21 protein-coding genes are annotated in these 22,941 nt (G+C 64.7%); 4 read left to right on the top strand and 17 right to left on the bottom strand.

The window, feature by feature from the left end; translation table 11 throughout:
- The first annotated feature begins 117 nt into the window (after positions 1-117).
- Genes ispH through rnhA form a run of 3 tightly spaced genes read left to right on the top strand, consistent with a single transcriptional unit; the run spans position 118 to position 2,553 of the window.
- Positions 118-1,074 (top strand): 4-hydroxy-3-methylbut-2-enyl diphosphate reductase, encoded by a 957-nt coding sequence (gene ispH / locus BXY53_RS07350; protein WP_119061187.1) that lies wholly within the window; start codon positions 118-120, stop codon positions 1,072-1,074.
- A gap of 19 nt (positions 1,075-1,093) precedes the next feature.
- Positions 1,094-2,059 carry a homoserine kinase gene (gene thrB / locus BXY53_RS07345; RefSeq protein ID WP_119061186.1) on the top strand — a complete coding sequence of 322 codons (966 nt, stop codon included), beginning with the start codon at positions 1,094-1,096 and terminating at the stop codon, positions 2,057-2,059.
- 20 nt (positions 2,060-2,079) lie between these two features.
- Positions 2,080-2,553 carry a ribonuclease HI gene (gene rnhA / locus BXY53_RS07340; RefSeq protein ID WP_119061185.1) on the top strand — a complete coding sequence of 158 codons (474 nt, stop codon included), beginning with the start codon at positions 2,080-2,082 and terminating at the stop codon, positions 2,551-2,553.
- Here the strand turns inward: rnhA and BXY53_RS07335 are convergent.
- Together BXY53_RS07335 and BXY53_RS07330 are read right to left on the bottom strand one after the other, a co-directional pair.
- Positions 2,550-3,032, bottom strand: coding sequence for a peroxiredoxin (locus BXY53_RS07335; RefSeq protein ID WP_119061184.1), 483 nt, complete (start codon positions 3,030-3,032; stop codon positions 2,550-2,552). The genes rnhA and BXY53_RS07335 overlap by 4 nt on opposite strands.
- A 52-nt stretch (positions 3,033-3,084) precedes the next feature.
- Positions 3,085-3,936 carry a protein-disulfide reductase DsbD domain-containing protein gene (locus BXY53_RS07330; RefSeq protein WP_119061183.1) on the bottom strand — a complete coding sequence of 284 codons (852 nt, stop codon included), beginning with the start codon at positions 3,934-3,936 and terminating at the stop codon, positions 3,085-3,087.
- A gap of 207 nt (positions 3,937-4,143) precedes the next feature.
- Here BXY53_RS07330 and BXY53_RS07325 point away from each other — a divergent pair, with 207 nt between their 5' ends.
- The gene (locus BXY53_RS07325; RefSeq protein ID WP_119061822.1) at positions 4,144-4,740 is read left to right on the top strand and encodes a YqgE/AlgH family protein; all 597 of its coding nucleotides are present in this window, start codon (positions 4,144-4,146) and stop codon (positions 4,738-4,740) included.
- 31 nt (positions 4,741-4,771) lie between these two features.
- On the opposite strand, the gene BXY53_RS07320 is transcribed toward BXY53_RS07325, so the two are convergent.
- From BXY53_RS07320 to mdh, 15 genes are all read right to left on the bottom strand, one after another.
- Positions 4,772-8,110: a sensor domain-containing phosphodiesterase gene (locus BXY53_RS07320; protein ID WP_170144370.1), complete on the bottom strand. Its 3,339-nt coding sequence runs from the start codon at positions 8,108-8,110 to the stop codon at positions 4,772-4,774.
- Positions 8,111-8,192: 82 nt separating this feature from the next.
- A complete protein-coding gene (locus tag BXY53_RS07315) occupies positions 8,193-8,780 on the bottom strand; it encodes a GNAT family N-acetyltransferase (RefSeq protein WP_119061181.1) in 588 nt (195 codons plus the stop codon).
- A gap of 43 nt (positions 8,781-8,823) precedes the next feature.
- The gene (locus BXY53_RS07310) at positions 8,824-10,104 is read right to left on the bottom strand and encodes a M16 family metallopeptidase (RefSeq protein ID WP_210209168.1); all 1,281 of its coding nucleotides are present in this window, start codon (positions 10,102-10,104) and stop codon (positions 8,824-8,826) included.
- Positions 10,101-11,513, bottom strand: coding sequence for a threonine synthase (gene thrC / locus BXY53_RS07305; RefSeq protein WP_119061821.1), 1,413 nt, complete (start codon positions 11,511-11,513; stop codon positions 10,101-10,103). The genes BXY53_RS07310 and thrC overlap by 4 nt, the downstream gene beginning before the upstream one ends.
- A gap of 121 nt (positions 11,514-11,634) precedes the next feature.
- Positions 11,635-12,375: an SURF1 family protein gene (locus BXY53_RS07300; protein ID WP_147361528.1), complete on the bottom strand. Its 741-nt coding sequence runs from the start codon at positions 12,373-12,375 to the stop codon at positions 11,635-11,637.
- A 4-nt stretch (positions 12,376-12,379) separates the two neighbouring features.
- Positions 12,380-13,783, bottom strand: a complete 1,404-nt coding sequence (gene lpdA / locus BXY53_RS07295; protein WP_119061820.1) for a dihydrolipoyl dehydrogenase — start codon at positions 13,781-13,783, stop codon at positions 12,380-12,382.
- Positions 13,784-13,828: 45 nt separating this feature from the next.
- Entirely contained in the window at positions 13,829-14,233 is a 405-nt protein-coding gene (locus BXY53_RS07290; protein WP_210209167.1) for an MAPEG family protein, read from the bottom strand.
- Between the two features lie 32 nt (positions 14,234-14,265).
- Positions 14,266-14,565, bottom strand: coding sequence for a lysozyme inhibitor LprI family protein (locus BXY53_RS07285; RefSeq protein ID WP_119061178.1), 300 nt, complete (start codon positions 14,563-14,565; stop codon positions 14,266-14,268).
- A gap of 20 nt (positions 14,566-14,585) precedes the next feature.
- Positions 14,586-15,869, bottom strand: a complete 1,284-nt coding sequence (gene odhB / locus BXY53_RS07280; RefSeq protein WP_119061177.1) for a 2-oxoglutarate dehydrogenase complex dihydrolipoyllysine-residue succinyltransferase — start codon at positions 15,867-15,869, stop codon at positions 14,586-14,588.
- A gap of 51 nt (positions 15,870-15,920) precedes the next feature.
- Entirely contained in the window at positions 15,921-18,869 is a 2,949-nt protein-coding gene (locus BXY53_RS07275; protein WP_119061176.1) for a 2-oxoglutarate dehydrogenase E1 component, read from the bottom strand.
- A gap of 148 nt (positions 18,870-19,017) precedes the next feature.
- On the bottom strand, positions 19,018-19,896 hold the full coding sequence (sucD, locus tag BXY53_RS07270) for a succinate--CoA ligase subunit alpha (protein WP_119061175.1): 879 nt from the start codon (positions 19,894-19,896) through the stop codon (positions 19,018-19,020).
- A 40-nt stretch (positions 19,897-19,936) separates the two neighbouring features.
- Positions 19,937-20,404, bottom strand: a complete 468-nt coding sequence (locus BXY53_RS07265) for a PIN domain-containing protein (RefSeq protein WP_119061174.1) — start codon at positions 20,402-20,404, stop codon at positions 19,937-19,939.
- Positions 20,313-20,624 carry a MerR family transcriptional regulator gene (locus BXY53_RS14015; RefSeq protein ID WP_147361527.1) on the bottom strand — a complete coding sequence of 104 codons (312 nt, stop codon included), beginning with the start codon at positions 20,622-20,624 and terminating at the stop codon, positions 20,313-20,315. The genes BXY53_RS07265 and BXY53_RS14015 overlap by 92 nt, the downstream gene beginning before the upstream one ends.
- Positions 20,625-20,723: 99 nt before the next feature.
- Positions 20,724-21,923: an ADP-forming succinate--CoA ligase subunit beta gene (gene sucC / locus BXY53_RS07260; RefSeq protein ID WP_119061173.1), complete on the bottom strand. Its 1,200-nt coding sequence runs from the start codon at positions 21,921-21,923 to the stop codon at positions 20,724-20,726.
- 27 nt (positions 21,924-21,950) lie between these two features.
- Positions 21,951-22,925, bottom strand: coding sequence for a malate dehydrogenase (mdh, locus tag BXY53_RS07255; protein ID WP_119061172.1), 975 nt, complete (start codon positions 22,923-22,925; stop codon positions 21,951-21,953).
- Between the last annotated feature and the right edge of the window lie 16 nt (positions 22,926-22,941).

Below are 22,941 nucleotides of genomic sequence, written 5' to 3'. Positions count from 1 at the left end.
CGCGCGACCATAAAGAGGCAGGCGCCGCTCAGCAAGTGACAGCCGGGCAAAGATACACAGGCAAAACGCGTTGTTTGCCGCGGTTTTAGAGACGCTCGACCAGGGAAAGGGAAGCTCGTGACGAAGCCCGCATTGCAAGTCCTGTTGGCCGCGCCGCGCGGCTTCTGCGCCGGTGTGGATCGCGCAATCGATATCGTCGATCTGGCCCTGCAGAAATACGGCCCGCCGGTTTATGTCCGCCACGAGATCGTGCACAACCGATATGTGGTCGAGGGTCTCAAGGCCAAGGGCGCGGTTTTCGTCGAGGAACTGGACGAGATCCCGGATACCGACCAGCCCGTGATCTTCTCCGCCCACGGCGTACCGAAAGCGGTGCCGGCGGCGGCAGAAAAGCGCAACATGTTCTACATCGACGCGACCTGCCCGCTGGTATCGAAAGTGCATATCGAGGCCGAGCGGCTGCATGCGCGCGGATATGACATCCTGCTGATCGGCCATGACGGACACCCCGAAGTCTCCGGCACGATCGGGCAGTTGCCGGACGGCGCGATCACGCTCATTGAAACGGTCGAGGACGCCCGCGCCTATGAAGCGCGCGATCCGGACAAGCTGGCCTTCGTCACTCAGACCACGCTGTCTGTCGACGATACGGCCGAGATCGTGGAAGTGCTGAAGGAGCGGTTCCCCAACATCGTTGGCCCACACAAGGAAGACATCTGCTACGCCACCACCAACCGGCAGGCCGCTGTGAAGGCCATTGCCCCGCAGGCCGAGGCCCTGCTGGTGATCGGCGCACCGAACAGTTCAAACTCCCAGCGCCTTGTCGAAGTCGGCAAAGCTGCGGGATGTCGCGTCGCGCATCTGGTGCAGCGGGCTGGCGATATCCCCTGGCCCGAGCTTGACGGCGTCGCGTCAATCGGCATCACCGCAGGCGCCAGCGCGCCAGAGGCGCTTGTGGAAGAGATCATCGACGCGCTGGGCGAGCGTTACGACCTCTCGATCGAAACCGTGACCACCGCGACCGAAGACGTGACCTTCAAGCTGCCGCGCGTGCTGCAGGACTCGGCCGCCTGAACGCGGCGCGTGAACCGGCATGGCCGTCTACACCGAAGTCACAGCCGAAGAGCTTGCCGACCTGCTCGCGGGGTATGACATCGGCCGGCCGGTTTCCATGAAAGGCATCGCTGAGGGGGTCGAGAACACCAATTATCTCGTCACCACCGAACAGGGCGACTTCATTCTCACGCTTTACGAAAAGCGCGTCGCCTGTGGCGATCTGCCGTTTTTCATAGGCCTGCTGGATTATCTGGCCGCGCAGTCCGTGCCCTGCCCCGTCCCGATCCATGACCGCGCAGGGCAGGTGCTTCACACGCTGTGCGACCGGTCTGCCGCGCTGTTCTCCTTCCTTCCGGGGATATCGGTGCGGCGGCCTTCGGTAGCCCAATGCACGGCGGTCGGCGCGGAGCTGGCAAAGCTGCATCTGGCCGGGCGCGGCTTCGATATGCGCCGCGAGAACGACCTTTCGCTGGCCGGCTGGGAGCGGCTGCGGGAAGACCTCGGCGACCATGCGGACGCGCTCTGGGAGGGGCTGGGCGAACTGCTCGATAGTGAACTGGCGTTCCTGCGCGCCCACTGGCCCGACGATTTACCAGACGGCGTTATCCATGCCGATCTGTTTCCGGACAACGTCCTTTTTCTCGATGGTGATGTGTCCGGCATGATCGACTTCTACTTCGCCTGCAACGATCTGCTGGCCTACGACATTGCCATCTGCCTGAACGCCTGGTGCTTCGAGGTCGACCACAGCTTCAACATCACCAAGGCGCGGGCGTTCCTGGAGAGCTATCGCAGCGTCCGGCCGATGAGCGCGGCGGAGACCGAGGCGCTGCCGATCCTTGCGCGCGGGGCGGCGCTGCGCTTCCTGTTGACGCGGGCCTATGACTGGTTCCACACCGCGCCGGACGCCTATGTGCGGCCCAAGTCGCCGGACGAATATCTGCGCAAGCTGCGTTTTCACCAGCGCGTCAAGTCGCTGAGCGAATACGGGCTTGCGCCCTGAACCACACCACGGGAGACGACGTGAGCGAGCGCGACCCCAAGCGCGTGCGCATCTACACCGACGGCGGATGCTCGGGAAATCCCGGCCCCGGCGGCTGGGGCGCCGTGCTGATTTACAGCGATGCGCGCAAGGAGATGAACGGCGGCGCGCCCAGCACGACCAATAACCGTATGGAACTGACGGCTGCGATCGAGGCGCTGGAGGCGCTGAAGCGCCCAATGCCGGTCGACCTTTACACCGACTCCAACTACCTCCGCCAGGGCATCACCGAGTGGATCGACACCTGGAAGGCGAATGGCTGGCGTACGGCGCAGAAGAAGCCGGTCAAGAACGAGGATCTATGGCGGCGGTTGGACGAAGCCCGCCAGCGCCATGACGTGACCTTTCACTGGGTCCGCGGCCATGCGGGCGACCCGGAGAACGAGGCCGCCCACGAACTGGCCCAGAAAGGCATGGCGCCCTTCATGAAGGATGGCGACGAGGGTTCCGCCTAGACCTCCTGCAGAAGCGTCTCCGCGCTGCTCGCGGTGACCTGCGCAGGCGAATCCTCAACATGCACGGTTTTCACCACGCCGTCGTCGACCAGCATCGCGTAACGCTTCGAGCGCGTGCCCAGGCCCACGCCGCTGCCGTCGAAGTCCGCACCGATCGCCTTGGCGAAACTCGCGTTGCCGTCCGCAAGGAACATCACCTTGCCCTCGGCGCCCGTCTCCTTCGCCCAATGCTTAAGAACGAAGGGATCATTGACGGCGGTGCACGCAATCGTGTCGATCCCCTTGGCCTTGAAGTCGTCGGCGTGCTGGATGAAGCCCGGCAGGTGCTTCATGTGGCAGGTCGGGGTGTAGGCGCCCGGCACGGCGAACAGCACCACCCTCTTGCCGGAGAACACCTCGTCGGAAGAGATTTCCGACGGGCCTTCGGCGGTCATGACGTGGAACGTCGCCTCGGGAATGCGGTCGCCTGCTGCTATCATTTGACGTCCTCTCGATATTGCTTCATTTGCGGCATGATGACTTGCGTGCGGATCATTCCATGGTCGCGGTCATTTCGCAACTTTGCGGGGCGGCAACGACCGTCAGCGTCATCGCCTTCCCGGCGAGCTCGCGCGGATCGCCGCCGGCACTCGGGTCGAGATGGAAAACGGTGCGCTCAGCCGTCGCTTCCTGACGCTTCGGATGCGGCATGAACTGGCCGGTCGCTGCTTCGACGAACAGGTCTTCCGGCGCGCCGCCCGGCGGATGGGTCAGCGTGATCTCCATCCGCGGCGACGGGCCATCGAACCGCAAGCGCGCATCCGCCAGAGCCAGATCGCCGCAGCGCCCTCGAGAGTCCGCGCGCACCGGCACCTGGCGCAGCGCCTCGAGCACAGCTTGGCGCCCGCGCGGCGTATCGTCCGGAAGCCGGAGCGAGAGCTGCGCGCTTACGGGGATGCAGACATCCTTGCACACCGCATAGTCAAGGGCGAGGTCGAGCGACACCGGAGCGCCGGGCCGCTTCGGCGCGACCACGACCGGCAGCACGACGCGGTCGGCATAGCCGTTGTATTCGCCGGCCGCATCGCGAAAGTGCGTCGGCACGGGCCACAACACCTGTGCCGCCGCCACATTGTCTGAGCCGGCCCATTCAAATTGCGGCGGGATGCCATCACCCGGCGAGCGCCAGTAGGTTTTCCACCCGGGATCGAGCTCGATCTCTAGCCCCACCAACTGCGCCGGCGTCCGCAGATGCGTGCGGCCCGCAAGAGCATCTGCGTTGGCCGTTCCTGCAGCAATCAAGCGCGCGCGCGAATGCGGAGCCTCCTGCCAGCCGGCTGCCGCGGCCGGCAGCACGAGCAGAGCAGCAATCAGAGCAAGGGGCAAAAGGCGTCTCAGACGCATGGCTTTCGTCAAGACTGTTGCGGTTAAACTGTCCAGATCAGCGCCTCTGAGTACACCGAGGCGCCGGCTCGGAACAATGCCGGCCGGTTCACGTTTGTGTGCGCGGGAGGAAGCGGTGTCGCAATGCGGCGCAAAATTGGCGCGTGAGGGTTCATCCGCAACATTTAACGCGCTACTCTAGAGCGTATGACAGAGGAACACAGCCAGATGACCGAGAGAGACGGTGAGGGGTATCTCAGCGGTCAGCTCCTCGTGGCCATGCCCGGCGCGGACGACAGCAACTTCGCCGGCTCGGTAGTGTATGTCTGCGCGCACTCCGCCGAGGGCGCGATGGGTATCGTCATCAACCGTCCGGCCGAGCATCTCAGCTTCGTCGATCTGCTGCAGCAGCTTGACCTGATCCCGGAGGACCGCGCGATCAACGTGCCGCCCAACCTGGAATACATGTCGGTGTTCGTCGGCGGGCCGGTGGAGACGGGACGCGGCTTCGTGTTGCACAGCGCGGATTATTTCTCCGCCGACAGCACCCTGGCGATCGACGGCAGCGTGTGCCTGACGGCCACGATCGACATCCTCCGGGCGATCGCCCAAGGCGCCGGGCCGCACAAGTCGCTGCTGGCGCTGGGATACGCCGGCTGGGCGCCAGGTCAGCTCGAAAGCGAGATCCAGGCCAACGGCTGGCTCACCTGCCCGGGCGACGCCGAGTTGGTTTTTGATCCGCGCGTCGACGAGAAGTACACGCTCGCGCTCGCCAAACTGGGAGTCGATCCGTCCTTCCTCGTCAATCAGGCCGGCAACGCCTGACCTATCAGCCGCCTCTACCAGGGCAAGTGGCTCAGCGGCGGCGCGTCGGTCCGGCACTTCGGCGCGGCGGAGGACTGCTATCCGTCTGTTCGTCCCGATCCCAACCTTCCGGGTCCGCCGGAGGCGGCGGCTGTTGGCCCGACACTGCCGAATCGGGACGGATGCGTGGTCGCGCTCCGAGGCGCGACTCGCCGGAGCGTTCGCGGCCATCATAACGCCCGTTGTTCGAACTGGCATCTGACGCCGCACCATTCTCCCGCGGCGCTGGGCGCGGCCGCGCCGGCCGATCGTCGCGTCCCGGCTGCGATTGCCCGCGTGCTCCGGCTTCGCTCTGGCGCGGACGGGCGCCACCATCGCTCGGGCCGGGCAATCGTTTCTGCGATTCCTGCCCCTGCGACGCGGATTGCGGCGGCGCAACCCGTTTCGCACCTGCCGGCGCCCCGGCCCGACCAGACTTGACCCGCGGCATGGCCTTCGCCCCCGTCCCTGCCCGCGTCCGGGTTTGGCCGCCCGCCTTCGCCGCCGCCCGCGCGAGTGTATTGACGAGGTTCATCACCTCCTTCTCGGTCATCGGCTCGCCGAAATAGAAGCCCTGTCCGAAATCGCAGCCCAGCGCACGCAGATATGCCGCATCGCGGTCGCGGTCGACACCCTGTACGACCGCCTCGAAGCCCAGTTCGTGAGCCATCGCCAGCACCGAACGCAGCACCACCGGATCAGCCCCGGACGCGCTGGCCGAGCGGACCAGCGACCGATCCAGCTTGAGAATATCGAGTGGTAGCCGGTGCAGATAGGCGACGGAGGAGTAGCCGCTGCCATACTCATCCAGCGCCAACCGCGCGCCGACCGTCTTGAGGCTGGCCAGCGCCTCGACGATCTGCTCCGGGTTTTCCATCACGACAGTCTCGCTGACCTCGACCCAGAAGCAGTTTTCCGGCACCGTCCCGCGGCCGATAACGGTGCGGAGTTCCTGAACGACCTCGCTGCGCAGCATGGCCCGATGCGAGATGTCGAGTGCGACGAACAGCGGGTCATCCTCGCGCTGCCACGCCTTTTGCCAACGGTGAAGCTGGCGCAGGGCCCGTTCGGCGGCATAGCGTCCGAGCGTCGCGGTCATCTCCGCCTTCTCAGCGGCCTGGATGAATTCCCGCGGGCTGAGCAGGCCATGCTTCGGGTGGTTCCAGCGCAGAAGCGCCTCGAAGCCCGCCAGCTGGTTATCCGCCAGCCGCATGATCGGCTGATAGAGCAGCACGATCTGCCGCCGGTCGATGGCCTTCTCCAAATCCTTTTCAAGCTCGGCGCGGTCGTCGCCGGTCGCGCTCATGTCCGGCTTGTAGAGTTCTATCCGGTCGGCGCCGGCGCGCTTGGCCCGGTAAGCTGCGAGTTCGGCCTCGGACAATAGCGCCTGCCCATCCGCCTGCCGGCCATCGAAGACCGAAATCCCGATACTGCCGATCAGGGCCACTTCCTGCCCGCTCAGCTTCATCGGGGAGCGTAGCGAGCGGCGCACGCGCTCGGCCAGCATGGCGATGTAGCGCGGGTCGGTTTCGGAGGTCAGCAGCATGGCGAATTGATCGACGCCGATGCGCGCCAACGTGTCTGTCTCGCGGACATGCCGGCTCAATCGGCGCGCGACGGTGAGCAGCATGGAGTCGCTGATGACCGCGTCAGGCGCATGGCTGCCGCTGCGCACCTGGTCGATATCGATGACGATGACGGTCGGCTTCGTGCCCTCGCTCTCGCAGCGCAGCATGGCCTGGCTGGCGCGGTCGAGGAACAGTTCGCGGTTGGGCTGGCCAGTCAGCGCGTCATACACAGCGTTGTGCGTCAGGCGCTCTTCGCTGCGCTTCTGCGCCGTGACGTCACGCAACAGGCCGATACATTGCAGGATCTGGCTCTGTGGCAGTTTCACCGCGCGCCCGCGGAGCTCGTACCAGAGGTAGCTCCCGTCGCTGCGCCGCAGCCGCAGATCGGTCTCCAGCTCGCCGCCGTCACGGTCACGCACCGTCCAGAGCATGATCTTGACGCGCTCGCGGTCTGAAGCGTGGACGTATTGCAACCACTCCTCGGTTCCGCAGTTCAGCGTCCCCTTGGAATAGCCTAGAACGCGCTCGATCTCCGGGCCGACCTTGATCTCCTCGCGGCGCACGTCCCACTCCCAGACAGACGCGCCAGATGCCTCCAGCGCCGCCGCCCCGCGGCCGAGATGCGCGGCATGACCGGACGCGGCATAGTCGCCCGGCGAAAACGCATACTGCGTCACGCTGAACCCGAGCAGCGCCACGAACAGCACCAGGCCCGAGGACAGCGCAGGCACCACGATATCCCCAGAGAGATATCCCATCACTGCCACGCCTGCGCCGAACAGCCAGACCAGGAACAGCATCCAGGTCGGCAGCAGCGTCAGCGCACGATCCTCGCCCCGGAAGGTTTGCAAGACGATCAGAAGCGTGCCCACGCCCGCGATCGGCAAGAAGGACAGGCGCGCTAGGCCTGATGTCAGCTGCGCGTCTATGACCGAAAACGCGATCAGCCCGACCTGCACCAGCGCCCAGCCTCCGAACACCGACAGCAGCCAAGGCTGCCATTGTCGTAGCCGCAAATAAACGGTGAGGAAGATCAGAATGCTCGCCGCCAGTGCCGCTTCGGCTCCGGCGCGGTAGACCGCGTTCTGGTCGGGCGAGAGTTGGAACAGCTTGTGCCAGAAACCAAAATCCACGCACAGATAGGCCACTGCGCTCCACGCCACCAGCGCCGTCGCCGGGAATATGGCGCGGTGATTGGCGACGAAGATCGCCGTGAGGAAGATCGCCAGCAGCCCGGCGATTCCCAACAGGATGCCATTCAGCAGCGTCCTGTCGGTCGCCTGCTTACCCAGCGCCGCGCCATCCCACAGCATAAGCCGGGGGAAGTCGACCGAGCGCAACTCGACGATGAATGTGACGGTGCTTCCCGGCTCCAGCGTAATGCGGAACAGGTCGGCCCGGTCTGCGGGGATGCGCTTGGGCTTGAAGCCGACAGACGGGGTGACCTTGGCGATGCGCGGCGAATCCAGGTCCGGCCACATGACCTTGCTGCCGGAAAGCTCATAGCGCCGCGCCGTCAAGATGCGCTCGATGCGGTTCTCGGTCGGGTTGGTCAGCGCGAAGACCACCCAGTTCGGGTCGGTCCCCGGGGTGGTCGCCTGTACGGCCATTCGGCCGGTGATGCCGTCTGGCCCCGGTGCGGTTTCGACGCTCAGCGTATCCCCGCGCCCCTCGTAAAGTTCCCCGAGCAGAGTGATGTCGAGCTTTTTCTGATCCGGGCTGACGACGATCGCTTCCAGTGCGCGCGCCGGGCCCGCCGTCAGCACCACCAGGGCAGTCAGCAATACGAGCAGCGGCGCTATATAGCGTGGCGCCCGCAGTCCGCCGGTAAACAGGCGCGCCGCCGGCGCAGCGTTTGCTGCACGGCTATCGTCGCGGATCGTCCTTGAGCAAAGCGTAGAGAAAATGATCCTGCCACCTGCCATTGATCTTGAGGTATTCCCGGGCCAGCCCCTCCCGGGTGAAGCCCACTTTCTCCAGCACCCGGATAGAGGCCACGTTCGTCGGTAGACAGGCCGCTTCCAGCCGATGCAGATGAAGGGTGTCAAACACGAAGGCGGCGATCGCGCGCACGCCCTTGGTCATATAGCCCTGTCCTGCATACGGCGCGCCGACCCAATACCCCAGCGAACATGACTGGCTGACGCCGCGGCGGATATTACTCAAAGTTGCACCGCCGATCAGCGTGTTATCATCGGCTTTGAACATAAAAAAGGCATAGCCGCTGTTCTCCCGCATTTCCCGCATGTAGTGCTTGAGGCGCATGCGGTAGGCGCCGCGGGTCAGCTCGTCCGGCGTCCAGGCCGGCTCCCAGGGCTCAAGATGCGCACGGCTCTTGGCGCGCAGCTCTGCCCAGGCGTGATAATCGCTGAGCCGGGGCATGCGCAGCAGCAGATCTTCCCATTCGATCTGAGGGCCGTTCTCCGGCGTGGGCGGCGACCGCAAGAATGCCATTGCGCAGTTCCTCTGAAGCCTGCCTCCCGCGCAGGCGGCGTGCTCAATGCTTCAACGATCCTTCGGCGATGGCACGCAGTTCCGGCGCTTCCGCGCGCGGCCCGACATGAACGCAGGAGGGCGCCCGCGCGTTCAAAAGTCGCTGCACAAAGGCCTGAACCTGTGGCGCATCGACCGATTCGACGCGTTCGATCAGCTTTTCAAATTCCGGCGGTTTCCCGAAGATGTAAAGATGCCGGGCCAGGAATTCCGCCCGCGTTGCCGAGCTTTCCAGGCTCATTAACAGCCCGGCTTTCATGTTGGTCTTGGCGCGTTCGACCTCGTCACCGCGCGGTCCGTCCTCCGCAAGCTTGCGCAACTCGTGCGTGATGACATCGGTGAGCGAAGCGACATCGGCCGCGTCTGCGGCCGCGTGGATGCCGAACAAGCCGGTGTCGGAAAAGCCCGAGCAAAACGCGTAGATCGCATAGCAAAGCCCGCGCTGCTCCCGCGCTTCCTGGAACAGCCGCGACGACATGCCGCCGCCCAGCAGCCCGGCGCAGACCTGGCCGGTGTAGTAGTCGGGGTCGCGCGAAGACGGCGACTCGAAGGCGATCAGCACATGCGACTGCTCCAGCGGCATATGCACGGCGTGATAGCCGCCCTCATACACGGGCGGGGCGAAGGCTCCGGCGCGGTCGTGCGGCAGATCGGCGAGCAACCGCTCGGCCTCGCGCACCAGCATGTCGTGATCCACCGCGCCCGCGGCGCTCAGAATCATTCGCTGTGCGCCGTAGTTGGTCTCCCGGAAGCGGACGAGATTTTCGCGGCGGAATTTGCGCACGCTTTGCGCCGTACCAAGAACGGGTCGGCCCAGGGGCTGCTCAGGGAAGGCGACCGCCTGCGCGGTGTCGAACAGCACGTCTTCCGGGTTATCGCGGGTCGCGGCGATCTCCTGCAGGACGACGGTACGCTCAAGGCCGAGGTCCTCCTCCTTGTAGACCGGGTTGCGCAGAATGTCGCTGAGCACATCCAGCGCCCGCGGCACCTCATCCTTCAGCACGCGGGCAAAGTATGCGGTCGTCTCGACGCCCGTGGCCGCGTTGATCTCGCCGCCCGCAGTCTCGATTTCCTCGGCGATATCGCGCGCCGAGCGCGTCTCGGTGCCCTTGAAGGCCATGTGCTCAAGCATGTGCGCGATGCCGTGTTCCTCCGGCTGTTCCGCGCGCGAGCCGCTTGCGACCCAAATGCCAAGCGACACGGTGCCCACATGCGGCATTTCCTCGCTGATCACGCGCAGGCCGTTGCTCAGCGTCGTGACTTGCGCCCTGTTCTCCATACTCATGCGGGTAGTCCAGCCCTGTCCGTGGTGCGCGCGGCGATGTAATCGGCGATCTGCGCCTGATCGCTGTCGAGCACGTCATAGTGCTCGGGCGCCGACAAGCGCGCACGCAATGTTTCGGGAAGCTCCGGCGATACGCCGATGGCCGCGCGTATCGCGTCCGGGAATTTCGCGGGATGCGCGGTCGCGAGAGTGATCATTGGGACGCTGTCGTCACCCCTGCAAAGGCAGGCGGCGTGCAGACCGACGGCGGTGTGCGGGTCGGCCACATAGCCGGTCGCGTTATACAAGACGCGGATCGCATTCATGGTCTCATCTTCATCGGCGCGCGCCGCGGCGAACAACTCTTTCAGCCCGTCATATTGCGCAGGCTCAAGCGTAAAGCCGCCGGACTGCTGCAGCGTGTCCATCTGCGTGCGCACCAAATCCGCATCGCGGCCGCTCATCTCGAACAGCAGCCGTTCGAAATTGCTCGACACCTGAATGTCCATGCTCGGACTCGACGACGGCATGACCGCCCCGCGCTCGTAGCGCCCGGTTTCCAGCGTCCGCGTCAGAATGTCGTTAACGTTGGAGGCGATGACCAGCCGGTCAATCGGCAGGCCCATCTGCTTCGCCACATAGCCCGCGAAGATGTCGCCGAAGTTGCCGGTCGGCACGGTGAAGCTGACCGGGCGGTACGGCGCGCCGAGCGAGACGGCGGCGGTGAAATAGTAGACCACCTGCGCCATGATCCGCGCCCAGTTGATCGAGTTGACTGCCGCCAGCCGATGTCTGTCGCGAAATCCGTGGTCATTGAACAGCGCCTTCACGATGGCCTGCGCGTCGTCGAAGTTGCCGCGCACCGCTATGTTGTGGACGTTGGCCGCGTCCACCGTGGTCATCTGTTTGCGCTGAACCTCGCTGGTGCGCCCTTCCGGGTGCAAGACGAACAGGTCGATCCGCGCACGTTCCCTGAACGCCTCCACCGCAGCGCCGCCAGTGTCGCCCGAGGTGGCCGCGATGATCGCCGCTCGGTCGCCGCGCCGGGTGAGCGCCCGCTCCATCAGCGGGGCCAGCACCTGCATGGCGAAGTCCTTGAAGGCGAGCGTCGGCCCGTGGAACAGCTCCAGAATGAAATCATTGGGTCCAGTCTGCACCAGCGGCGCGGTCGCCGGGTGACGGAATGGGGCATAGGCGCGGGCGAGTATTTCGCGCAGGTCACCCGACGGCATTGCGTGGCCCATGAACGGCGCGATCACATCCGCCGCCACCTCCGCGTAAGGCTTGCCGGCAAAGGACGCGATCTGGTCGTGGCTCAGCGTCGGCCAGCTTTCGGGCACATACAGCCCGCCGTCGCGCGCCAGGCCGGTGAGCGCTGCGTCTTCAAAGTCGAGGCGGGGCGCCGTGCCGCGCGTGCTGACATATTTCACGAGAAAAACCTCAAATGGCCATGAGGGGAGCCTGATATGCACCCCCGAGAAAGCCAGATTCAATATTCGGTTAAACTAAGCCCGGAACAACATTCCGGCAACCCGGCGGGTACCGCAGAAATCACCCCGCCCGCGCCGGCTGCTGTCCGCCGCCGCGCCGGCGCGAGACAATATAAGCCCCGTAGACGCCCAGAAGCGTCAGCGCCAGCCCGAACCACGTCAAGGCGTAGGACAGATGCTTGTCGCGAAGGCGGAGTTGCGTCACGCCGTCCCGCGGCCACTGGCCCGGCAGCGCGCCCGCCTCCGCCTCGATGAAGAACGGCGCGGCGCGCTGGCGCGCATCGGGCGGAAGCTGGGCGATGATGCTCTCCAGATCGCGCCAGTACCATCGGTTGCGCTCTGGCTCGTTTTCGGGCGTCACGAAGTTCGACTCGCCCGGCGCGCGCGCCAGCCCGGTCACGGAAACCTTGCCCTCAGGCACGGGCTGATCGGCGCGGGCTTGCGGGTCCTTCAGGGGCTCCGGCACGAAGCCGCGGTCCAGCATCACAACATGGCCACCGGTCTCGAATGGCGAGACCACCCGCCAGCCGGCGACACCATCGCGGATCGTGTAGATATGGAACTCCTGGCTTGCGCGCAGCTCGCCGGTCATCTCCACGCGCATGTATTCGATATCGCGGTCACGCTTCCAGCGCGCAAGCACCTCCTCCAGCGGCTTGGCCGGGGCATCGGCGCGTGCCTCGATCCGCTCGATTAGGTCGTGCTTCCAATCGCGGCGCTGAAGCTGCCAGACGCCCAGCGAGACGAGGATCGCGAACGCGACGACCGTGCTGATGGTGAGGACGAGAAACCGTGGCTTCATGCCTTCACATATGAAGCGCGCGACCGTCCACCGCAAGCGCGGCTTCCTTGATCGCCTCGGTCAGCGTCGGATGCGCATGGCAGGTTCGCGCGAGGTCCTCGGCCGAGCCGCCGAACTCCATCAGAACGGCCGCTTCCGCAATCATGTTGCCGGCATCGGGACCCAGGATGTGCACACCGAGCACCTGGTCGGTCTTGGCATCGGCCAACACCTTCACGAAGCCCTCGGTCTGCCGGTTGGCCTTGGCCCGGCCGTTCGCAGTGAACGGGAACTTCCCGACCTTGTAGTCCGTCCCCTTCTCTTTCAGCTCCTCCTCGGTCTGGCCGACCTTGGCGACCTCCGGGTAGGTGTAGATCACGTCCGGGATCACGCTGTAATTCACGTGGCCCGCCTGCCCGGCGAGGATTTCGGCGACCGCCACGCCCTCTTCCTCGGCCTTGTGAGCGAGCATGGGTCCGTGGATCACGTCGCCGATCGCGTAGATGCCGTCCGCGCTGGTCTTGTAGTGACTGTCGACCATGACGCGGCCTTTCTTGTCGGTCTCGACACCAACTTCGTCGAGGCCCAAGCCTTCGGTGTAGGGCGCACGCCCCACCGCGACCAGCACGACGTCGGCGTCGACCTCCTGCGCCTCCCCGCCATTCGCGGGCTCGATCGTCGCTTTCAGCCGGTTACCGCTCGCATCAACCCCGGTGACCTTGTGGCCCAGCGTGAACTCGACGCCCTGCTTCTTGAGGATGCGCATGAACTGCTTTGAGACCTCGGCGTCCATGCCCGGCGTGATGCGATCGAGAAATTCGACGACCTGGACCTCGGAACCCAACCGACGCCACACCGAGCCAAGCTCCAGCCCGATGATGCCACCGCCCACGACCAGCATCTTGTTCGGCACCTCTGGCAGGTCGAGCGCGCCCGTGGAGGTCACCACGCGCTTTTCATCCACCTCGATGCCCGGCAGACGAATGCTGTCCGAGCCGGTCGCGATGACGATGGCCTTCGTGTTCAGCGTCGTCGTCTGCCCGTCCTCGCCCTTCACCTCGACCGCGCCGGGCCCGGCGATCCGGCCGATGCCGCGATGGCTGGTCACCTTGTTCTTCTTGAACAGGAATTCGATACCTTGGGTGTTGCCCTCGACCGCTTCGTCCTTGAAGCTCATCATCTTGGGCAGATCGAGCTTCGGGTTGCTATCGATGCCCATGGCCGAAAAACCGTCAGCGGCTTCCTCGTAGAGCTCGGAGGCGTGAAGAAGCGCCTTCGACGGAATGCAGCCCACATTGAGGCAGGTGCCGCCATGCGCATCGCGTTTCTCGACGACCGCGACGTTCATGCCCAGTTGCGCCGCGCGGATCGCGCAAACATAGCCTCCGGGGCCGGTTCCGATGACCACCAGGTCGTAGTTTTCCGCCATGACACTGCCTTTCAGCTCGAATCTTTGAATGCGGGCCTCCACCCATCAGATGAGGATGTCGCCCAGAATGACGAGGATGGCCAGCGCCGCAACGCTCCACACGAGCGAGCGCAGCCGCCAGCCGAGTGCGTAACACGGGATATAGACAATGCGCGCGGCGAGATAAATCAAGGATGCCGCTGCGGTGATCCAGCTTGTCGTACCGCTGACTTGGGCAACCAGCACGGCGATCGCAAACCAGGGCAGGCTTTCGAGGTGGTTCTCGTAGGCCCTGCGCAGCCGGCCGGTCATCACCGAAGCGGGCCGCGCCGGCGCGCTGTCGCGCGGGCTCATTGTATAGTCCGGGCCGTAATCGCGATTGGCGTAGATGGCATAAATCGTCAGTTGCGCGTAGGCGAGCAGCACCGCCAGCACCAGAACGGTCAACTCGATGGTCAAATCGCCCCCCACTCGACCGTCACCTCCAGCCGGCCGTTCGCGCACTAGAACTGAGACAGCACCTCAATTCGCCGGAGATAAGCTTCCTCAATGCAGCGCTCGTCATAACCACAGGCGTTACGCCGGCGCAGCCAGCGGCGCTGTGCGCCCTTGATCTCGTCGCGCACCACGTATGGCAGACCAAAGTAAAGCGCGGACATCTCTTCGTCGAGACGGCTAAGGCGCGGGCTGTCGCAGACCGCAAGCTCGGCGGCGAGCCGGGCTTTGCTGCAGTCAAAGCTCTGGGCCGCGGCCTGTGAGGCGCCGAGCCCGAGGAAAACGGCAAACGCCACCGCAAAACGCATCACCGCTATCCCTCAAGAAATCAAAGGTCGAGCAACAGCCGCTCCGGGTCCTCAAGGCTTTCCTTGACGCGGACGAGGAAGGTCACAGCCTCCTTGCCGTCGATGACGCGGTGGTCGTAGGACAGCGCCAGATACATCATCGGCCGCACCTCGATGCCGCCGTTCACGGCCATGGGGCGCTCCTGAATCTTGTGCATGCCGAGGATGCCGGACTGAGGCGCGTTCAGGATCGGCGTGGACATCAGCGAGCCGTAGACACCGCCGTTGGAGATCGTGAAGGTGCCGCCCTGCATCTCCTCAATGCCGAGCTTGCCGTCGCGGGCGCGCGTGCCGAAATCGGCGATCTTCTTCTCGATGTCGGCGAAGCTCATCGCGTCGGCGTCGCGCAGCACCGGCACGACCAGGCCGCGCTCGGTGCCGACCGCAACGCCAATGTGATAATAGTTCTTGTAGATCAGATCTTCGCCGTCGAGCTCGGCATTCACGGCGGGCACATCGTGCAGCGCGCGGACGCAGGCCTTCACGAAAAAGGCCATGAAACCGAGCTTGACGCCGTGCTTCTTCTCGAAGTCGGCCTTGTGCCGCTGCCGCGCCTCCATGATGCCGGTCATGTCCGCCTCGTTGAAGGTCGTCAGCATGGCCGCATTGTGCTGCGCTTCCTTCAGCCGCCGGGCGATGGTCTGGCGCAGCTTGGTCATCCGCACGCGCTCCTCGCGCGCGGCATCGGCATCCGGCACCGGCGCGCGTTCGCGCTTGGCCTGCGCCGGCGCTTCCGCGGCGACCTGGCCGGCATCCAGGGCCGAGAGGATATCGCCCTTCAGCAAACGACCGTCCTTGCCCGTGCCTTCGACCTTGCTGGTGTCGACGCCATGCTCCTCGACAAGCTTGCGTACGGCCGGAGACATCGGCTTTTCCGTTTCCTCCGCGCCGGCGCGGGCTTCGGGCTGCGGAGCGGCCGCCGGCTGGGGCGCGGTCTCCTGTCTGGCCGGCGCTTCTTCCTGGGCCGGAGCTGCCGCGGCGGCAGTGGCCTCTGCCTTTGCCTCTGCCGGCTCGGCAGCGGCTTCCGCACCCGCCTCGATCGCGCCGAGCAACGCGCCGACCTCGACCGTCTCGCCTTCTTCCACCGCGATGCTTGAGATCACGCCCGACACAGGCGCCGGCACCTCGACCGTCACCTTGTCGGTCTCCAGCTCGACCACCGGCTCATCCTCGTTCACATGCTCGCCGGATTTCTTGAACCACTGGCCCACCGTGGCTTCGGTCACGGATTCGCCCAGGGTCGGTACGCGGATTTCCTGTGCCATCGTCGTGTCGTTTCCTCTTTGCCGCGGCACACCCCAAGGCCGCTTTCTTTTCTAGAGCGTCAGCGCCTCATCGAGGAACGCGTTCAACTCCGCGATGTGCTTCGACATCAGCCCCGTCGCCGTCGCTGCCGAGGCCGGCCGGCCCACGTAACGCGGACGCTTATACTTCGCGTCGATATGGTTGAGAACCCATTCGATATTCGGCTCCACGAAGGTCCAGGCGCCCATGTTCTTCGGTTCTTCCTGGCACCAGAGCATCTCCGCGTGCGGGAAGCGGCCGAGTTCGGTGATGAGCGCGCGCGCCGGGAACGGATAGAGCTGCTCGACGCGCATGAGATAAACATCGTCGATGCCGCGCTTCTCGCGCTCTTCCAGCAGGTCGAAATAGACCTTGCCCGAGCAGAGGATGACCCGCTTGATCTGATCGTCGGAGGCCAGCTTCTTCGCGCCATTATCGCCGCGGTCGCCGTCATCCCACAGCACGCGATGGAAAGTCGAGCCGGGACCGAATTCCTCGATCCGCGACATCACCCGCTTGTGGCGAAGGAGCGATTTCGGCGTCATAAGGATCAGAGGTTTGCGGAACTTGCGGTGGAGCTGTCGGCGCAGGATGTGGAAGTAGTTGGCCGGCGTCGTGCAGTTGGCCACCTGGATATTGTCCTCCGCGCACATCTGCAGGAAGCGCTCCAGCCGCGCCGAGGAGTGCTCCGGCCCCTGGCCTTCGTAGCCGTGCGGCAGCAGCATCACGAGGCCCGACATGCGCAGCCATTTGCGCTCACCCGACGTGATGAACTGGTCGATGACCACCTGTGCGCCGTTGACGAAATCGCCGAACTGGGCCTCCCACAGCACCAGCGCATTCGGCTCGGCTAGGCTGTAGCCATACTCGAAGCCAAGCACTGCGTATTCCGAGAGCATCGAGTTGATGACCTCGAAGCGCGCCTGATCCTCCGCGATGTGGTTGAGCGGCCGGTAGTGTTCCTCGGTCTCCTGGTCCACGATCACCGCGTGGCGTTGGGAGAAGGTCCCGCGCTCGCTGTCCTGACCGGACAGGCGCACGGGAAAGCCCTCCTTCAGCAGTGTGCCGAAGGCGAGCGATTCCGCCGTCGCCCAGTCAATGCCCTCGCCGGACTCGATCACCTTGCGCCGATTGTCGAAGATGCGCCGCAGGGTGCGATGCGCGTTGATGTGCTCAGGGATCGTGTTGATCTTTTCCCCCACCGCGCGGAGCGTTTCGATCGGCACTTCCGTCTTGCCGCGGCGGGGTCCCTCGTCGGCAAAACCGATGCCGGCCCAGCGTCCATCGAGCCAGTCCGCGCGGTTCGGTCGGTAGGCCTCCGCGGCCTCGAACTCCTCGTCAAGCGTCGTCCGCGCCGCGTTGCGCATCTCATTGATCTGCTCCTGCGCGAACAGCCCTTCCTCGACCAGCTGCTCCGCGTAAATATCCACCACCGGGCGGTGCTGGCGGATGCGCTTGTACATCTGCGGCTGGGTGAAGGACGGCTCATCGCCCTCGTTATGGCCGTGGCGGCGATAGCAGAACATGTCGATGACCACGGGCTTGTGGAACCGCTGGCGGAACTCCGTCGCCACCTTCGCCACATGCGTGACTGCTTCCGGGTCGTCGCCGTTCACGTGGAAAATCGGTGCCTCGACCATGCGCGCAACGTCCGACGGATATGGCGAGGACCGCCCAAAGCGCGGCGCGGTGGTGAAGCCGATCTGATTGTTGACGATGAAATGGATCGAACCGCCGGTGCGATGGCCCCGCAGGCCGGACAAGCCAAAACACTCCGCGACGATGCCCTGCCCGGCGAACGCCGCGTCGCCGTGAAGCAGCAGCGGCAACACCTTGGTGCGGTCGGTGTCCTCGTGCTGGTCCTGCTTGGCGCGAACCTTGCCGAGCACAACCGGGTCCACCGCTTCGAGATGCGAGGGGTTGGCGGTCAGTGACAGGTGCACCTCATTGCCGTCGAAAGTCCGGTCTGAGGACGTGCCGAGGTGGTACTTGACGTCGCCCGAGCCTTCCACCTCCTCGGGGTGCGCCGAGCCGCCCTTGAACTCGTGGAAGATCGCGCGATACGGCTTCCCCATCACGTTGGCGAGCACATTCAGCCGGCCGCGATGCGGCATGCCGATAACGATCTCCCGCAGGCCCAGATGTCCGCCGCGTTTGATGATCTGTTCCAGCGCCGGGACCATTGCTTCAGCGCCGTCCAGACCGAACCGCTTGGTGCCGGTATACTTCTTGTCGAGGTACTTCTCGAAGCTCTCGGCATCGATCAGCTTCTGCAGGATGGCTTCCTTGCCCCGGCGGGTGAACTGCACCTCCTTGCCGACGCCCTCGATGCGCTCTTGCAACCAGGCCTTCTGGTCCGGATCGGAGATGTGCATGAACTCGATGCCGATCTTGCCGCAGTAGGTCCGCTGCAGAATTTCGAGAATCTGCCGGAGCGTGCCGGTCTCCAGGCCCAAAACCTTGTTGAGGTAGATCGGGCGGTCGTAGTCGGCTTCGGTGAAGCCGTAGCTTTCAGGCTGCAACTCCGGGTGCTCAACCGGCGGAGTCAGCTTCAGCGGGTCCAGATCGGCCGCAAGGTGCCCGCGCACACGGTGCGAGCGGATCAGCATGAGCGCGCGAACCGAGTCGCGCACGGCCTGCATGACGTCTTCCTCGTCGAGCGACACGCCTCCCTCGGCCGCCTTCTCGCGGATCTTTCCCTCGATCTCCGCCGCGGTCTCACTCCAGTCGCCGGTGAGCGCAGCGAGCAACTCGCCGTCGCCGTTGGTGCTCACATGTTCGGGCTTCCAAGACGGCCCGCGCTGCTCGGCGATGACGGTCTCGCGCTGATCCTTCAAGCCGGCAAAGAAGCGACGCCATTCGGCGTCGACCGAACCGGGATTGTCCTGATAGCGGGCGTAGAGGTCCTCCACGTAAGCGGCGTTGGTGCCATGGAGGAAGGAGCTGAGGGCGAAGGTCTCGTTAAGCTGCTGCTTGCGCATGGCCCGTTCCGTTGCGTGTTGTTTGCGCCGTCAATGCGAACGGCGCGCGTTACGTCATACAATATAGGCAAGGCTGGCAAACAATGCTGTCTACGATAGGCCGCCAGCGCACCCCTCATCGTGACCGTTGCGCCACGGCTCGACCGTTTCAGACGTTTTGCAGCATCTCCACCAGCGTCGCGCCCATCGCTGCCGGATTGGCTGCCACCTTGATGCCCGCCGAGCGCATCGCCTCGATCTTGTCCTCGGCACCACCGCTGCCGCCGGCGACGATCGCGCCAGCGTGGCCCATGCGCCGGCCAGGCGGCGCCGTCAGCCCCGCAATGAAGCCCACCGTCGGTTTCTTGACGGGCGCGGATTTGAGGAAGGCGGCCGCCTCTTCCTCTGCCGCGCCGCCGATCTCACCGATGATGATGATGGACTCTGTTTTGTCGTCCGCGAGGAACATCTCCAGCACATCGATGAACTCGGTGCCTTTCACCGGGTCGCCGCCGATGCCCACGCAGGTCGATTGTCCGAGCCCCGCCGCCGTGGTCTGCGCCACCGCTTCATAGGTGAGCGTGCCCGAGCGCGACACGATCCCCACCGAACCCGGCTTGTGGATATGACCCGGCATGATGCCGATCTTACACTGATCCGGCGTGATCACGCCCGGGCAGTTCGGGCCAATCAGTCGCGTCTTCGAGCCCTGAAGCGCGCGCTTCACCCGTACCATGTCGAGCACCGGGATCCCTTCGGTGATCGCCACCACGAGGGGAACCTCAGCATCGATCGCCTCGAGGATCGCGTCGGCCGCAAAGGGCGGGGGCACATAGATCGCGCTGGCGTTGGCCCCGGTCTTCTCGACCGCTTCGGCCACCGTGTCGAAGATCGGCACCCCGAGATGCTCACCTCCGCCCTTCCCGGGTGTCACGCCGCCGACGACCTTGGTGCCATAGGCGAGTGCCTGCTCGGTATGAAAGGTTCCGTGACTGCCCGTGATGCCCTGGGTGATCACTTTCGTGTTGCTGTCGACAAGCACCGCCATGGGTTCAACCTTTTCTTTTCGTGGTTGCTCTCGGTTCTTCTCAATCCTCGGCAAAGGTCTGTCGGCCTTCATGGAAGCCGCCGACCGGGGCGTTCTCGATAAAGGGGTTGACCGCGCGCACCGAGCCGTAGCTCTGGCCGTGGTTCAGGTCCTCTGTATAGACGACCGGCGCGCCCAGGCTTTCCGCAGCGGCCAGGATCGCCCCATCCCAATATGAAATCTGGTAGCGCTCCGACATGACGGCGCCCAGTTTAACCAGCGCCGGGCTGGTCTGTGCGCAGGGGAAGATTTCCAGCTGCTCGATCCAGTCGAGTGCCTGGGCTGGCTCCAAGGGAACCTCGGCTTTACGCGTCGCGACCACGTAAAACTCCTGAAGCACCTGTGCCGATATGCCGAAGGCCGTGCCCTGTATCAGCTCAACCGCGATCTTCTTCTTCCTCGTCTCGCTCGGGCTCTGAGAAGCCGCGTAGATCAGGATGTTGGTGTCGAGGAAGCACGTCACGGTCATAAATCTCGTCCCGATTCCAGCGCCACGAACCCGTCTGCATGGGGGACTGTGCGGCCAGTTCCACGAGACGCTGCCGCGCCTGCGCCGCCTTGTCCTCCTGACGCGCGATCCGCTCCAGATGCTGGCGCACCAGCGCATTCACCGTCGTGTTGTTGCGCGCCGCGTAAGCGCGCACGGTCGCCAGCACCTCCTCATCCACGGCCAGCGTAATGTTCTTCATGGCGGAGCCTCCTGACACGGGCATGGGCGCACCAGCACCCCCTATTGTCTACACAGCTTATGTGTGACTGTGTACCGCGTCAAGCCGCCCCGCCGGCTCTCAGGCTGCCTCCTTCACTTTCGCAACGATCTTTTGCGCCGCGTCGGCCAGGTCATCCGCCGGGATGATCGCCAGGCCGGAGTCACTCAGCATCTGCTTGCCCATTTCGACATTCGTACCTTCCAGCCGGACCACCAGGGGCACACGAATATCCATCTCCTTCGCCGCGGCGATGATGCCTTCCGCGATGATGTCGCAGCGCATGATGCCGCCGAAGATGTTGACCAGGATGCCCTCGACGGCCTTGTCGGACAGGATGATCTTGAAGGCGTTCATGACCTGCTCCTTGTTGGCGCCGCCGCCGACATCAAGGAAGTTGGCCGGCTCCGCGCCATAGAGCTTGATGATGTCCATCGTGGCCATCGCCAGGCCTGCGCCGTTGACCATGCAGCCGATATTGCCGTCGAGCTTGACGTAGTTCAGCCCATGGCGCGAGGCCTCGACCTCGGCCGGGTCCTCCTCGTCGATGTCGCGCAGATTCGACACCGCGCTCTGGCGGAACAGCGCGTTATCGTCGAAGTTGACCTTGGCGTCGAGACAGCGCAGTTCGCCCTGCTCCGTGACGATCAGCGGGTTGATCTCCAGAAGGCTCATGTCCTTCTCGGTGAAGGCCCGATAGAGGTTACCAATCAGCTTGACGCACTGCTTCACCTGATCGCCCTGAAGGCCGAGCGCGAAGGCGATCCGCCGGCCGTGAAACGGCGAATACCCAGCCGCGGGGTCGATGGTCAGCGTGAGTATCTTTTCCGGCGTCTCGGCCGCGACCTTCTCGATATCAACGCCGCCTTCGGTCGAGCAGATGAAGGCGATCCGCGAGGAGCCGCGATCCACCAGCGCGGACAGATAAAGCTCTCGCGCAATAGAGGCTCCTTCCTCGATGTAGAGACGCTGGACGGTCTTGCCGTCGGGCCCCGTCTGATGCGTCACAAGGGTGCGCCCGAGCATCTGGTCGGCGAAATTGCGCACGTCTTCCATCGACCTCGCGAGCCGCACGCCCCCCTGCTCGCCGGCCTGCGGCTCCTTGAAGGTGCCCTTGCCGCGTCCGCCGGCATGGATCTGCGCCTTTACGACCCAGACCGGACCGCCCAGCTCGTTGGCGACGCTGACCGCATCTTCGGGCGTGAAAGCCGCCGCGCCCTGGGACACCGGCACGCCATACTCCCGAAGGATCGCCTTGGCCTGATATTCATGGATGTTCATTCTTCTTGCTCCCGGTCCATCGTGATCCTAGTCAGCGATACCGCCCAAGCCGGGCGCGATGCGCTTGCAGGCGTCGACCAGCCCCTGCACCGATTCCACCGAGCGCATGAAGTCAGCGCGCTCGCCCGAGGTCAGGTCGATTTCGATGACACGCTCCACACCCTTTGCGCTGATGACGACAGGGACGCCGACATAAAGCCCCTTCACGCCGTATTCGCCGTTGAGATAGGCCGCGCAGGGCAGCACCCGCTTCTTGTCCTTGAGGTAGGACTCGGCCATGGCAACGGCCGAGGCTGCGGGGGCATAATAGGCCGAGCCGCTCTTCAGCAGGCCGACGATCTCCGCGCCGCCATCGCGCGTGCGCTGGACGATCTCGCCGAGGCGCTCATGGGTGATCCAGTGCATCTTGATCAGGTCGGGCAGCGGGATGCCGGCCACGGTGGTATAGCGGGTCAGCGGGACCATCGTGTCGCCGTGGCCGCCCAGCACGAAAGCGGTGACATCCTCGACCGAGACGTCGAACTCCTCCGCGAGGAAATAGCGAAACCGCGCACTATCCAGCACCCCGGCCATGCCGACAGTCATGTGGCGCGGGAGCCCGGTAATCTGGTTGAGTGCCCAGACCATCGCGTCCAGCGGGTTGGTGATGCAGATCACGAAGGCGTCCGGCGCATACTTCTTGATGCCCGCGCCGACCTGCTCCATCACCTTGAGGTTGACCTCCAGGAGGTCATCACGGCTCATGCCCGGCTTGCGCGGCACGCCGGCCGTGACGATGACCACATCCGCGCCGCGAATATCGACATACTCGTTCGTGCCCTTGAGCTGGGCGTCGGTGCCCTCCACCGGCAGGGACTCGGCGATGTCCAGCGACTTGCCCTGCGGCATTCCCTCGACGATGTCGAACAACACCACATCGCCTAGCTCCTTCACCCCGATGAGGTGCGCGAGCGTCCCGCCGATCATGCCGCCGCCGATCAGTGCGATCTTCTTCCGGGCCATTTGCGTTTTCTCCCTG

The sequence above is a fragment of the Dichotomicrobium thermohalophilum genome, assembly GCF_003550175.1.
GTDB classification, from domain to species: domain Bacteria; phylum Pseudomonadota; class Alphaproteobacteria; order Rhizobiales; family Rhodomicrobiaceae; genus Dichotomicrobium; species Dichotomicrobium thermohalophilum.
This window is presented reverse-complemented; position numbering and strand designations above follow the sequence as displayed.

Bases quoted from the DNA above. Each gene is read 5' to 3' on its own strand.
- thrB (WP_119061186.1), top strand. From the start codon at position 1,094: ATGGCCGTCTACACCGAAGTCACAGCCGAAGAGCTTGCCGACCTGCTC.
- BXY53_RS07335 (WP_119061184.1), bottom strand. From the start codon at position 3,032: ATGATAGCAGCAGGCGACCGCATTCCCGAGGCGACGTTCCACGTCATG.
- BXY53_RS07330 (WP_119061183.1), bottom strand. From the start codon at position 3,936: ATGCGTCTGAGACGCCTTTTGCCCCTTGCTCTGATTGCTGCTCTGCTC.
- BXY53_RS07325 (WP_119061822.1), top strand. From the start codon at position 4,144: ATGACCGAGAGAGACGGTGAGGGGTATCTCAGCGGTCAGCTCCTCGTG.
- BXY53_RS07315 (WP_119061181.1), bottom strand. From the start codon at position 8,780: ATGGCATTCTTGCGGTCGCCGCCCACGCCGGAGAACGGCCCTCAGATC.
- BXY53_RS07310 (WP_210209168.1), bottom strand. From the start codon at position 10,104: ATGAGTATGGAGAACAGGGCGCAAGTCACGACGCTGAGCAACGGCCTG.
- BXY53_RS07300 (WP_147361528.1), bottom strand. From the start codon at position 12,375: ATGAAGCCACGGTTTCTCGTCCTCACCATCAGCACGGTCGTCGCGTTC.
- lpdA (WP_119061820.1), bottom strand. From the start codon at position 13,783: ATGGCGGAAAACTACGACCTGGTGGTCATCGGAACCGGCCCCGGAGGC.
- BXY53_RS07285 (WP_119061178.1), bottom strand. From the start codon at position 14,565: ATGCGTTTTGCGGTGGCGTTTGCCGTTTTCCTCGGGCTCGGCGCCTCA.
- odhB (WP_119061177.1), bottom strand. From the start codon at position 15,869: ATGGCACAGGAAATCCGCGTACCGACCCTGGGCGAATCCGTGACCGAA.
- BXY53_RS07275 (WP_119061176.1), bottom strand. From the start codon at position 18,869: ATGCGCAAGCAGCAGCTTAACGAGACCTTCGCCCTCAGCTCCTTCCTC.
- sucD (WP_119061175.1), bottom strand. From the start codon at position 19,896: ATGGCGGTGCTTGTCGACAGCAACACGAAAGTGATCACCCAGGGCATC.
- BXY53_RS07265 (WP_119061174.1), bottom strand. From the start codon at position 20,404: ATGACCGTGACGTGCTTCCTCGACACCAACATCCTGATCTACGCGGCT.
- BXY53_RS14015 (WP_147361527.1), bottom strand. From the start codon at position 20,624: ATGAAGAACATTACGCTGGCCGTGGATGAGGAGGTGCTGGCGACCGTG.
- sucC (WP_119061173.1), bottom strand. From the start codon at position 21,923: ATGAACATCCATGAATATCAGGCCAAGGCGATCCTTCGGGAGTATGGC.
- mdh (WP_119061172.1), bottom strand. From the start codon at position 22,925: ATGGCCCGGAAGAAGATCGCACTGATCGGCGGCGGCATGATCGGCGGG.